Genomic DNA, 13,366 nt, shown 5'->3' on the forward strand with positions numbered 1-13,366 from the left:
GTTGTTTTTGCGTATTTCCCTGTCTGGTTTTAATATTTTCCTGCCTGGTTTTTCATTCCGGATTATATTTTCATTTCGGATTATTCCATTCCGGATCATTCATAGTAGATTTGTTTGAGTTCAGGTGTGTAGGTCCCGTCTTTTTCATATACAATGAGGGGCGGTTCTACGCGCAGCTCCGGGGCTCCGCCGCGGACGCAGTCCAGAAGGACCATATTGGGCTCTTTATCAGCGTAGGGATACACCAGGCGCATGCGTTTAGGTTCAAGGCCGGCTGCGCACAGTTTTGTCAGGATCTCAGGAAGGCGCATGGGACGATGCACCATGTAAAAATGTCCTCCCGGGCGCAGGAGCCGTGAGGCTGCGCGGACAACATCGTCCAGCGTACACAGGATCTCGTGTCGGGCGATCGCCCGGGGGTCCGGCTCCCCGGGGATTCCTGATCCGGTTTCAATGCTCCCTTTTTGTACCGGCTTAAGCCCGGAAACATCCCCCGCGGTTCCCGCCGGTGTCCTCGTAAGCCCGGAAGTGGTTCCGGTGATCCTGCCGCTGCCTACAGCGCGATAAGGCGGGTTGCAGGTAATCAAATCAAAAGAAGCAGGTGCAAAAATGCGGTCTGCTTCTCTGATATCTCCCTGTACGATATGGACGCGGTCCTGAAGGCCGTTGAGTGCGATGCTCCGGACGGCAAGACCGGCGCTTTCAGGCTGAATCTCCAGACCTGTCAGCGAGGCGCAGTCAGTCCGGTCCGACAGGAGCAGGGGGATGATGCCGTTGCCGGTCCCCATGTCCAGTCCCCGCCGGGCCTTTTTTATCCTGACATAAGCTGACAGGAGAACAGCATCCATCCCGAAACAGAAAAGGGAGGGATCCTGTATGATGCGAAGTCCGCCCCTCTGCAGGTCATCAATGCGTTCGCCTGGGCGGAGCAGGCTTCCGTCTCCGGCACTGCTGCTTTTGTATTCTGACCTGTTATCACGGTATTTCAATCTGTTCTCACGGTACTCCGACCTGTTATCACGGTCTGTCCCGGTTTTACCTTCCATTCTGTCTATCTGTTCTTCCTCTATAACTATTACGGGGCTATTACGGGCTATTACGTATTACGCTTTATGACGTGTATGCGTTTATGCGCTTGTGCAGCTCAGGAATTATCTCTGGAAGTTTCTGCGGGGGAATTATCTTCTCTGCGGAAATCATCCTTATGGGACCGGCGGTCGCCTCTGCCTCTGCCGCGGTCTCTCCTGCCGTGTTCTCTGCCGCCGCTCTCGCGGGCACCCTGAGCTTTTCCGGCGCTTTCGTCTCTTCCCTCTCCTCTTTCTCTGCCGTCACGGGATTCCCGGGGTTCCCTGCCCTCTCTGAAAGGCCTGCCCTCATGGCGGGACCGGTTCTGGTAATCTCCTCTTTCTCTGTTGTCACGGGAATCTTTATTATCACGAGGCTCTCTGTTGTCACGGTTTTCTTTACCGTCGCGGTTATCTCTGCCTTCGCGGCTTCCCTCTTTTCCGCTGGACTGTCTGGGGGGAGCTTCTTTTTCTTTCGGAGTATTTTTCTGGACAGGAGTCTTCTGCATGGTCGGACGGCTGGCTCCCCTGCGGCGTCTGCGCAGGATCGTCAGATCACTGACATGATATTCGTGGAGCTCTTTTTCGTCATCAACTTCTACGATGATCCGCGCAGTCTGACGGAGAATATTGACGCTCTCGACAAGGCCGTTGAGCCCGTCTGCGGATTCCACCTCGTCTCCCGGATGAGGCAGGGTCTTATTGAGCTCCTCATAGGTCTCCGCTTCGTTCTTGAGGCAGCACATGAGTCTCCCGCAGACGCCGGAGATCTTGCCGGGGTTCAGCGAAAGATTCTGCTCCTTGGCCATCTTGATGGATACAGGAATGAAATCCGAGAGCCAGGTGTGGCAGCACAGGGGTCTTCCGCAGCTGCCATAACCGCCCAGGATCTTGGTCTCATCCCGGACACCGACCTGGCGCAGCTCAATGCGTGTGCGGAAAACACTGGCCAGATCCTTGACCAGCTCCCTGAAATCGATACGGCCGTCCGCAGTAAAATAAAAAAGCACTTTGCTGTTATCAAAAGTATATTCCGCGTCGATCAGTTTCATCTCGAGGCCGCGGCGCTGAATCTTTTCACGGCAGATCCGGAAGGCTTCCCTCTCCCGCACGCGGTTACTTTCCATCCGCTCATCATCTTCCCGGGTGCTCAGACGCAGAACAGCCTTGAGAGGCTTCTGGATATGTTTTTCACTCACTTCCATGGGCGCTCCGACTACAAAACCGTATTCTACGCCTCTCGCGGTCTCCACAATGACGTGGTCCCCGCGTGTCATCTCAAAATCTCCCGGATCAAAAAAATATATCTTGCCGGCAGTCCTGAACCGGACTCCTACGACCTTTACTTTTCCATTTTCAGTTACTTCCATATACTTTACACCTCTGAAATACTGCTTCGAAAATCTATATTCTTTAAAAAAATGGTTTTCCTGTTTTAACAAATGATTTTTTACTAAATAGTTTTCAACTAATGGTTTTTACTTTTTAAAAAGTGCTGTTGCGCCTTTTGCGGGATATTTATACCGGATAAAATCCTCCCCGGGTCAGCGGCCCCGGGTCCTGTAAGCGGCGCGCAGCTCCAGAAGCATCATCTGGAGGGTCAGCTCCGCATTCACGTTGGAAAAAAGTCTGCGCCTGGCGCGGAACACCGCTTCGGAGGCCGCCTGGAGCCCGCTCCAGGAAGCTTTTTGCGCAGCTTCTTTAATATACTGTACTTCATCAGTAAAAATCAAGTTTTCTGTGGAGAGTGTGCTGCGGCAGACAAGGAGATCCCTGTTCCAGGTCAAAACAAAATCTATGAGGTCCCGGGTCTCCTCCTGCGCCGCCGTATCGCGGGCAAACGCCGCGATCTCCGCTGCGTCTTTTTCCGTTATCCTTCGCAGAAAGGAGATCGTTTTTTCCCGGAGTTTCGCAAAGTTATCATTTTCCAGAAGAAGGGCTGCCCTGCCTATGCTGCCGCCGGAAAAACGGGCGCAGAGACGGGCGCGTTCTTCCTCCGCGCCGAAACGTTCCCTGAGGCAGTTTTCCACAGCGTCCTCGGGTACCGGCCTGAGGGGCAGGGTGACGGCGCGGCTCATGACGGTCGGCAGGAAATTTGTCGTCCCGTCGGCCAGAAGGAGGAGGACCGCATAGGAGGGGGGCTCCTCGAGAGTCTTGAGGAGGGCGTTCTGGGCCGCGGGTGTCATTTTTTCCGCGTCAGGGATTATGTAGACCTTATGCGCTGCCCTGTAGGGGCGGATCATGATATCGGCGCGCATTTTACGGATGTCGCCCACACCGATGCTGGTCTCCTTTTCCCGCTCCAGAGTGATGATGTCGGGGTTTGTCCCGGAAGCCGCCTGAATACAGGAGAGGCACTGCCCGCAGGGCTCGAGATCTCCCGCATCCACACCGGCAGGAGCCTTTCCTCCCGTATCCGCCGCAGGGGCGTTATCACCAGTTTCCGTCGCAGAAACGTTTTCTACCTTATCTACTGCAGGAGCGTTTTCGCCGTTTTCCGCCGCAGGGGCGTTTTCGCCGGGAGCTTTTTTATCAGACACATATTTGGCAGGCCGTGCATTTTCGCACAGCAGAGCAGCCGAAAAACTCCGGGCGATCATATGCCGCCCGGAGCCTTTTGCCCCGTTGAGGATATATGCGTGGGATACGCCGCCCGTGCGCAGCGCGTTCTGAAGATGCGAGACGATGATGTCCTGCCCTATGATCTCTGAAAATCTGTTCATAACTGACAGTATACCTCAGAGGATTTCAATACGCAATGGATGGCCTCATGACCTGTGCAGACTTATTATGGATTATTTTTGGATTATTAAAGGAAAGGGTCATCACCTGTATTTTCGGCGATGACCCTGACATTTCCATTTCCAGTTTTGACAACAAAATTCCCGTCAATATCTACGGGGGAGAATGTCTTGTCGACTTCTCCCAGATCCGGGACCGTGTAAAAATGTACGAAGCCCAAAAAGACAGGCTGAGAAAACGCCCTACTTAAATATCAGAAAGCCAATATCAGAAGACCTCGATCACGCGGATCATGTTGGTGTTGCCGGCCTGTCCCAGAGGAATGCCCGCGGTGAGGACGATCTTATCACCCTTGTCCACGATACCCGATTTCCTGGCAGCGATCACGGCGGATTCAAAGAGCATCTCCTCGTTGTCCTCCTGAGGGATATTGAGGGGGACGACACCGAACAGAAGGTTCATCTGACAGGCGACGGTCTCATGGACAGCGCAGGCCACGATGGGGCAGGTGGGTTTGTACTTGCTGATCCTGTGGGCGGTGAAGCCGGACATGGTGACGGTCACGATGGCTTTTGCCTTGACATCCTGGGCAACCATACAGGTCGAATGGGAGATCGCGGTCGTGATGTCCGCATTGATCTCTTCCGGCCGCTGCATAAAGCGGAGCCGGTAATTGATGTCGTTCTCCGCGGCCTCCGCGATCCTGGACATGGTCTTGACTGCTTCCACCGGATAGGCGCCGCTGGCGGTCTCTCCGGAAAGCATGATCGCCGTAGTCCCGTCATAAATGGCGTTGGCGACATCCGTTGCTTCTGCCCTGGTGGGACGGGGATTGTGCATCATGGAATCCAGCATCTGGGTAGCGGTGACGACGATCTTTCCGCGGATCTCGGCGAGATGGATGATGTGCTTCTGGTAGACAGGCACTTCCTCCATGGGGACTTCGACACCCAGGTCGCCGCGGGCAACCATTACGCCGTCCGCTTCGTCAAGGATCTCATCAATGTTGTTGATACCCTGCGTGCTTTCGATCTTGGCAATGATCTTCATCTTGCTGCCGTGAGCATCCAGGATCTTGCGGATATCGCGGATATCCTGCGCCGTCCTTGTAAAGGAAGCGGCAATATATTCATAGCCCAGCTTGCAGCCGAATTCGATGTCTTCGCGGTCCTGGTCACTGATGAAGGGCATGGACAGGTCCGTGTCAGGGACATTCACGCCCTTGTGGTTGGAGACGGGGCCGCCGTTGATGATTCTGCAGTGGATATCTGTATCGGTGACGTTTTCAACCTTCAGCTCGATCAGGCCGTCATCGATCAGGATCACGCTGCCCTTGGATACGTCTTTGACCAGGTTCTTGTAACTGATGGTAGCGCGTTCAGCTGTTCCCATCACTTCCTCGGTCGTAAGCGTGAAGCCCTTGCCCTTTTCGAGAACGACTTTCCCGCCCTCAAAATCGCGCAGCCTGATCTCCGGTCCCTTTGTGTCCATCAGCGTGGCGACGGGTTTTCCCATTTCCTTGCGGATACGCACCAGACGTTTAAATTTATTTCTGTGCTCCTCATGGGTCCCGTGTGAAAAATTGAATCTTGCGACGTTCATACCGGCGTCGATCAGCTCGCGGAGCTTCTCCTCGCTCTCACTGGCCGGCCCGATCGTGCAGATGATCTTTGTCTTGCGCATAAAGTTTCCTCTCCTTCCATACTGCTGAATCCCGGGAACTGTTTGTAAAAAAGAGTTCCCTGCTCCTCTGTGATCATCACTTGGAAATGTGAGATCCCCATCTTCGATAACAGTGCTGTGTGTGTATGTCCTGTTGATTGTATTATAAATGAAACATCCGCTTTGATAAAGAATAAATTATATGAAATTATTTTAATCACTAAATTGTAGTAAAACCTACGGATTCTCGTGACTTCTGTCTTCCGGGTTGTATGAGCGAGTCTTGAATACAGGGAAATGTTTTTCACGAGGCAGCAGTCCGGGTAAAGAGAAATGCAGCATAACCAGGTACAGATCTGCGCAAAAAATGGTATATCTGTATATCTGTATATCTGTACATCATGATCCGGGGCTTTACAAAAAACAGCAGCCGCATGCAAATAAGCGTGCGGCTGCTGCTTTTCCTTGTTTTACGGGCTGTAAAGCCCTGTTTTACCTTGTTCTGCGGGCTGTAAATCCCTGCTGCTCCTTGTTTTACGGGCTGTAAAGCCCTGTTTTACCTTATTTTGTGATCTTCACGTTCTTGACCGGGCTCCAGGCGGAGAAGTATTTGGTACTGCCCGCGGTCTTGAATGTGCGGATCCGTACATAATAGGTCTTGCCCTTTGTGAGGCCGGTGATCGCTTTGGCCACTGTGGAGGCGCCCGAAATGGTCACCGAATTGTTTCCGGTCTTGAAGGTCTTGTCTGTGCTGTACTGGATCTGATAGCCACTCGCCTTGGCATTTTTGCCCCATTTGACTGTCATCTTCTTTGCGCCGCTGTTGGTCAGCGTGCTGATGGCCGGTCTGGCAACCCGGTAGGTCGTGACGCTCTTCGAGAGCGTGCTCCTGCCGGTGGAGGAGGCGCTGGCGATGATCTTGTAGGTGTATTTCGTCCCGTTGGTATTGGCTTTCTTGTCCGTGTAGGTGACGGTAGAGCCGTTTTTGATGGCCGCGATCTGCGTGCTTCCGCGATAGATGATATAGGCGTTCGCACCGGCGACCTTCTTCCAGGTCAGCATGATGCCGGTGACCTGGTTATCCGCCTTAAACGTCGAAGTTGCGGCGGGGACAACGCTGATGGTAACTGCTTTGGAGACAGCGTTGAAGTCGGATGTCTTCGCCGCGGTCACCGTGATCTTGACCTTGCCGACCTTGACGGCCTTGACAGTGCCGGTCTTGCTGTCTTTCTTCTTGACTGTGGCCAGTTTCTCTGAGGCGGACTTGAACGAGATGCTTCCCTTCGTGCCGGAGACCTTGATGGCCGTTGTCTTTCCGACAGCGATCTTTGTGGCATCCACGGTCAGTTTGATCGACTGGGCAGCCTTTGCGATGGTGAATTTCTTCGTGACCGTACCCTTGTAGTTGCCCTTGCCGGCGACCTTCACCGACGCGGTCCCCGCGTGGACGTTGTCGCTGTAGGTTACAGAGTAATCCGTTCCGGAAGCGAGTTTCTTTCCGCCGTGTTTTACTGTGACGGCAGGTTTCTGGGATTTTCCGTTGTAGGTATAAGTGCCGGAGGCAAGCGTCACATCGGCAGAGGCGAGCGCCGCCCTGGCAATGCTGAAGGTCTGTTCAAGGGTTCCCTCGTAGAGGCCTGTGCCCGTGACGGTCACCTTCGCGGTGTCCGTTCCGGCTTTAATATTGTTGCTGTAAGTGACGGTGTAGTCCGTGCCTTCCTCAAGGCCGCTTCCGTCATAGCTCACCCTGACAGCCGGTTTTTTCTCCCTGCCGTCGTAGGTGAGTCCCTCTGTTTCAAGGGTGATGGCCGCGTTTCCGTCTTCCAGGGACCGGATGGCCGATGCTGCCTGCCGCGCGGTCACAGTGATCTGTTTTTCTTCGGCGATCTTTGTTCCGTCGAGGGCGATCTCCAGGATGCCCTGGCCGGGAAGACTGCCTTCCAGGGTGACACTGGCCAGGCCGTTTTCATCCGTCGTGACGGTCTGCTGTCCGACAGAGACAATACTCGGTGAGTAAGAGGTGATGGTAAGGGTCCGGCCTGCCCCTGCTTCCGCGGGAAGGACACGGATGGTCAGTTCCGTACTGTCGTGGTGGAGCATGCCCGTCTCCCCGGTGATCTCCAGGCTCCTGGGCATGACCGTGACTGCGTGCTGTCCGCTGTAGGCGGCGGCGATGGCCGTTCCGGCGTAGTTCTTCACATTTTTGACAGCTACGGTGACAGTCCCGGACAGTGCGCCTGCCGTCTGCGCCGGTCTGAAGGCGAAGGAGGAAGCATACCGGGCGGTTCCGTCATAGTTATCCTCGGCGTTGAGCGGCTCAATGGTGCCGGTGACGGCAGTTCCACCCGACGCTGTGACGGTGACATTGGACGTATTCACCGTGTCGATCTGCATGTACTGGCTGAAATCGATGTCAATCTCGCCCTCGTAGGCGCTGACGCCTGCTACTTCGGGCGCAGCCGTTGAGACCATGGCCGTGTTGACTTCGGTCTGGATGGGCGGCACGGGCAGGTAGTGCTTTCCGTTTTCTCCCGCATAGGTCGCCGCTGCGTCATTATAACTGTCGGCGTCCTCATATCCTTCCTTGTTGAACTTGACGACCCAGCTGCCCTCCGGAACATCCCATCCGAAGATACCGTAGGTGTCCGTGGTCTGCGGGTTCACCTGGTCGTAGTTCTCCGCGTCCCATTTGACTTCTTCTTTTCTTCTGCCGGTCTCCTCTCCGTATTCATCATAATCGATGATCTCCGCATACTGGTAGATCGTCGCCGTGACGCCTTCAACACGGTTGGAAGGCACAGCCTCGTAGACGTAGCCGGACGGGTCGGCGATGGGTGTGGCCGACCGGATTCCCGTATAGCCGCCGCCGTCGGGGCCGCCGCCATGTTCGTCGGGTTCTTCCTCCGGCTCTTCGTCAGGATCCTCCTGATTGGGATCGCACTCACACTTTCCGCCGCCCTTCTCGCAGGGGCATTTATAGACATTCAAGGCCCTGATACTGTTGCGGATATAGTCTCTCAGCGAAATGAAGCCATCCTGGACCACGCCCTTGACGTCGAACAAACCTGTAACGTATTTTGTGAGGTCGCCCATCTTTTTCTCGACGTAGCCCCCGGCTTCATTCGCGATGATGGCAGCGCCGTGGAAAACAGCCCTGCGGACGGATCTGGACACCTTGCCTCCATACCGCTTCATAGCGGCCTTGTAGAGCTTCTTGCAGCCCAGTTTGGCAAGCTTTCCGCCGAATTTCAGGACCTTTCCGCCGCAGTAATCCATCACAAGACCGGCGGCATAGGTTCCGCCCATAAGGATATTGGCCCGCCTGACATAATCATCGATCTGCTTTTCTATATCCTCGGCATCTCTCCAGTATCCGTCCTTCATGTCCTTCGTGATGCACTTGCAGTTTTTCCGGATGATGGCGTTTTTGTACTCGCCAAGGGCATAGCGCAGGGTACTTTCATTTGCCCCGACGTTCAGGAAATCATTCCCGAGGTCGATCGCGTCCTGGATCCCCGTGATCTGCTTAAAGCCCTTGCCTATGTCGCCATTTGCCTTATAGCCGGCGGTAACAGTGTCTGTCCACTCATCCAGCGACAGGGACTTTCTGGCCGGATCGTAAACCGCCGAGCCTGCCAGCGGCGCCCTGAAGCCTGCGCCGCTCTTCGACGCAGTCCCCTGGGCGGACGCGCCGGGAGTCAGTCTGACAACTTCTTTTATATAAATCTCATCATCAGGGTATGCCGTATAGATCGTATAGGTTTCGTCCGTAAGCCATCCGGCTTCATAACTGATGGAGCCGTCCGACCCCTCGAATTCCACATAGCGGTCCTTCTTCCATGCTTCAAGGTCGAAATCCGCGTAATCCAGGAGGACCATGCTGTACTCGCCGAGCTTTTCGTCGCCCGCTGTAAAATCAAAGGAGACGCGTTCGTTGGCGATCGTCTCGTTCTGGATATTGGCGAACTCTTCCACCAGCGGTCCCGCAGATTCGTCGATGTTCCTGGCCTCCGCGAGGAATTCCGCCATATCGTCCATATCCATACTGTCATCGATGGCATCGCCGCTCGCATTGTCGCATTTGACGGCCACTTTGCAGGGGACGTCGGAGAAAGAACGGTAATCGCGGGTCCCGACCCAGACCCCGCCGGCCTCGTCGTAGGTACAGGTCACTGCCGTCCTGTCGCCGGCGGCATTTGTGGTGATCACGCGGACGTTGCTGATGCCTTCCACACTCTCGCCCGTAAACTCCACCAGGAAGGTGAAGGTCGGATAGGACGGCCAGTAGTTATAGGTCGGCACAGTGCTTTCGGGGTGCAGGAAATCAAATACGGTCCTGTACTCCGTCGGGCGGAGGTTGGAGCTCGGATGCGCCGTATTGATCATGGTCACTTTCGAGACCTGGACAAAGTTGGCGTTATAGAGAATGCCGGCCTTCTCCGTCTCGATATCGCCGTATTCGCTGTTCTCAACCTGTGCGTAGATTTCGTGGTAGGAGTATTTAAGCGGCCGGACCAGGTCGAATTCCAGACTCCAGGTGCCGTTCTTGTTCGTCTCGGTGGTCCCGACTGCCTGGCCGTTGTCATACACTGTTACTTCACTGCCCCTGGCGGTCTTGCCCGAGACTGTGACCTTCTTAAATCCTGTCCTGGAAGGGACGGAAATGCTGGCTGCTTCGACGCCCACAGAAACCGCGCCGACGGGCTGCATGACATCTTCCGTTCCTTTTTTGAAAGAAAGATAGGCATGGGCCTTTTTGACGCCCGAGGACGTGGGCACGACGTAGAACCGCACTGTTCCCTTTCCGGTATTCATCCGGACCGTGACCTGTGTACTGCCGGTCTCGTCATCCTCCTGCACCGTGCACGCTGCTGCCCTGCCGTCAGACGTAAGGCTTCCCTGCACGAAGGTGAGGCCGTCGGGAATTTCAAAAGTGAGCGTCTCCCCGGAGGTCTGTGCAGCCTTCTGCCTGTCGATCTCATAGGTCGCCCGCAGAGTCACATACTGGCCTGTCGTGACCTTGCCGGCAGCGGTCCAGAAACGAGTGGCGTTATCCACTGTATAGTACAGCTTCGTCTCGTCAAGATCCGGAACGGTCACGTTCTCCAGGACCGTGATCACGCCGTTGTTGATGGTTACGTTCTGTCTGACAAAATCCGTACCTTCCGCAAGTCCGAGTTCCGCCAGTCTGCCAAAGGAATCCAGTCCCTGCAGAAGGGCTGTCTTCTCGATCAGGACCAGGGTATAGTCTCCTGCGGAAAGCGGTTTTGACGCATAGCTGCCTGCAGCTGTACCGGATTCCATGATCCTGCCTGAGGCATCGAAGATCATCACGGTACTTCTGGAATTCTCCGCGTCGGAAGCCTTGATCCCGTCAAGCCGGAGCTTTCCGTTTTCCACAAGGAGCCACTCTGCGCTCCCGCAGCGGTTCTCGTCGAGGGTGACGGTCACATCTTCCGCCGTCAGCACTTTGTTTTCATCCTGCAGGGACAGGCGGATCCGGTCCCCGGCTGCCGCAGCGTCTCCGCCCAGATTCAGATAGGGATACTGGAAACGGAAATCCTTGACGGATTTCTGCTTTGTTTCATTGTAAACAGACAGGACAAGCCCGTTCGCATTAGTCTGCACAGTGATTTCGGGTTCTTCCCCCGGTACCGCCGCAGCCTGTCTGCCAAGCGTCAGGGTGATCTTGTCCGCCGGTATCTTTTCCAGGACGGCGTTCACAACAGCTGTGCCCTCCTGGATACTGCTCTCGGAAACAGCATAAGCGCCGTCATAATATCCTTCCGCTGAGACAGTCAGTGCGGCACGTGCCTTTTTGGCATCCAAAGTGAAGGCTCCGGCTTCATCCGCCTGTGCCTCTACTGTCTTGTCATACATGCCGTTCAGGGTCTGCTTCAGCTCCAGCGCCGCATTCGGGATGGCAGCGCCTTCCGCGTCCTTGACGGTACCCCGGACTGTGATGGTCTCAAATGCCCTCAGGGTGATCTCAGCGGTGCCGTCTGTACTGCCGGCGGTATAGGTCACGTCATCGGGCTGGATATAGAGGCTTCCCAGTTCTTCGTTCAGGATGACCCTGCAGACGACCTGCGTCCCGGCCTGCACGTTCCGCAGCTTTTTACCGGTGCCCAGAAGGGTATCGGAATCTGATGCGTACCAGGAGACGGAATATCCGTTTACAATTGTTTCTCCATTCGGATCCGTGACTTTGACGCTGACCGCGGATCCGGTATTGGTCAGGTTCTCATAGGAGATCCCATGGTCGATGGCATACTGCTCAGCCGTGCTGCCCGGGACTACATACATCACGAGGGAGGAGCTGTTGGTCTCCAGGATCGCGTCGTTGTCCAGTGTAGTGACGCTCTCGGGAACGATGAGCTGGGTCAGATTCTTTGCGTTTTTAAAGGCCAGCGATCTGATCGTGGTCACGCCGTCCGGAATCTCCAGAACGGTCAGAGACTCACAGTTTTCAAAGGCCCAGCCCCTGATCTCCCGCAGGGAATCGGGAAGAGTCACCTCTTCCAGGGACCTGCAGTTGATCAGACATCTGTCCGGAAGATAGGTCAGGCCCTCCGGGAAGGCGACGCCCATAAGGCTCTTGCAGTCGGTAAACGCATAGCTTTCAATTTCCTCCAGGCCTTCGGGCAGGACGATCTCCTCCAGGGACTCGCACCGCTCAAACGCGCTGTTTTTGATCGTCGTGAGAGAAGCCGGCAGAGAGACCTCCTTCAGGGCCAGGCACCGGCGCAGCGCTCTCGTGGGCAGGATCCTGATCCCATTGGGGAAGTCGATCCGCGGCAGCTTCTCACAGCCGCTGAAGACCTCCTCTCCCATTGTCCGGAGGCTTGCGGGAAGTCCGACCTGCGTGAGGGAACGGCATTCCGCAATGGCATTGCGGCCGAGCTTCGTAATGCCTTCGGGCAGCGTGATCTCAGTCAGGGTGTCGATCCAGTCAAAGCCATAGGCCGGGATCTCCGTGGTCCATCCGAGCTCATAGTCCGCCCCGGAGCCAGTGGGGCCGGCTGTAGTGAGTGCCGTGTTCCGGAAAACCTGGATGCCCATTTCATTGACTGTACCCGGCATGGTGACTTTTTTCAGAGCGGAGCAGCCATAAAAAGCGTATTCTCCAATTTTGGACGTGCCTTCCGGGATCGCGACAGACTCGAGCAGCTTGTCGTTCTCAAAAGCGCTGTTTCTGATCGTCTCCAGTGTACTGCCCTCCGAAAAGGTCACTGTCGTCAGGGATGTGCAGTCGCGGAAAGCATTGCTCCCGATCACTTTGAGCGCGGCAGGGAACTCGATCCCGGTGAGGGCAGTACAGCCGCGGAAAGCAGCTTCGCCGATCTCTGTGAGATTTGCGGGAAGCGTGATCCCTTCCATCGATGTTCTGTTCCTGAAAACCTCTCTCCCGATACCGGTGACAGTATAGCCGTTCAGCTGATCCGGGATCACGATCTCCGCGGATTCATCCTTCCAACTGAGGATCGTCAGTGTCTTGTCTTTTTCATTGACAGAAGCTGTATAGGGAATCGCCGCGACCGCTTCGTCGCCGACAGGCTCTCCGTTCCGCGTCAGAACGGCCCAGCAGGGAACGAGGCCGAAAATGTATTCGGAAAGATCATTTTGCAGATCCAGGATGTTAAACCAGCTGTCAGCGCTTTCCATCTGGACAGCCTGCACGCCGTCACCCCGCAGAATGGTCCTGTGGGAGCCGGATGCGCGGAAGGCTTCTCTCCGGCCGTTCTGGCAGAAATTTCCTTCCAGTTCCAGTGTACCCGCGGTCAGGGTATTTTCCACATAGACATCATTTCTGTCGCGGAAGTCGTGGAAGCCGCTTACATAGAGCTCCCCTTCCACCTTCACATAGTCATTTTCGTTGGTCATGACGAGGACGCCGC

General features: G+C 55.3%; 4 protein-coding genes and 1 pseudogene. All 5 read right to left on the bottom strand.

What is annotated here, in order from left to right:
* Positions 1-95: 95 nt before the first annotated feature.
* Positions 96-1,046 (bottom strand): tRNA1(Val) (adenine(37)-N6)-methyltransferase, encoded by a 951-nt coding sequence (locus tag BLT02_RS05460; protein WP_092992374.1) that lies wholly within the window; start codon positions 1,044-1,046, stop codon positions 96-98.
* A gap of 578 nt (positions 1,047-1,624) precedes the next feature.
* Positions 1,625-2,434, bottom strand: a pseudogene (locus BLT02_RS17730) (stage 0 sporulation family protein); the annotation flags it as partial.
* Between the two features lie 174 nt (positions 2,435-2,608).
* The gene (locus BLT02_RS05470) at positions 2,609-3,787 is read right to left on the bottom strand and encodes a DNA polymerase III subunit (RefSeq protein WP_092992378.1); all 1,179 of its coding nucleotides are present in this window, start codon (positions 3,785-3,787) and stop codon (positions 2,609-2,611) included.
* Positions 3,788-4,073: 286 nt separating this feature from the next.
* On the bottom strand, positions 4,074-5,489 hold the full coding sequence (gene pyk, locus BLT02_RS05480; RefSeq protein ID WP_092992382.1) for a pyruvate kinase: 1,416 nt from the start codon (positions 5,487-5,489) through the stop codon (positions 4,074-4,076).
* A gap of 540 nt (positions 5,490-6,029) precedes the next feature.
* Positions 6,030-13,352, bottom strand: a complete 7,323-nt coding sequence (locus BLT02_RS05485; RefSeq protein ID WP_139187434.1) for a leucine-rich repeat protein — start codon at positions 13,350-13,352, stop codon at positions 6,030-6,032.
* Positions 13,353-13,366: the final 14 nt, after the last annotated feature.

The organism is Sarcina sp. DSM 11001 (assembly GCF_900101015.1).
Classification (GTDB): Bacteria; Bacillota; Clostridia; order Lachnospirales; family Lachnospiraceae; genus CAG-791.

Excerpts from the sequence above, each read along its gene's own strand:
- BLT02_RS05460 (WP_092992374.1), bottom strand. The coding sequence starts at position 1,046 with ATGGAAGGTAAAACCGGGACAGACCGTGATAACAGGTCGGAGTACCGT.
- BLT02_RS05470 (WP_092992378.1), bottom strand. The coding sequence starts at position 3,787 with ATGAACAGATTTTCAGAGATCATAGGGCAGGACATCATCGTCTCGCAT.
- pyk (WP_092992382.1), bottom strand. The coding sequence starts at position 5,489 with ATGCGCAAGACAAAGATCATCTGCACGATCGGGCCGGCCAGTGAGAGC.
- BLT02_RS05485 (WP_139187434.1), bottom strand. The coding sequence starts at position 13,352 with ATGACCAACGAAAATGACTATGTGAAGGTGGAAGGGGAGCTCTATGTA.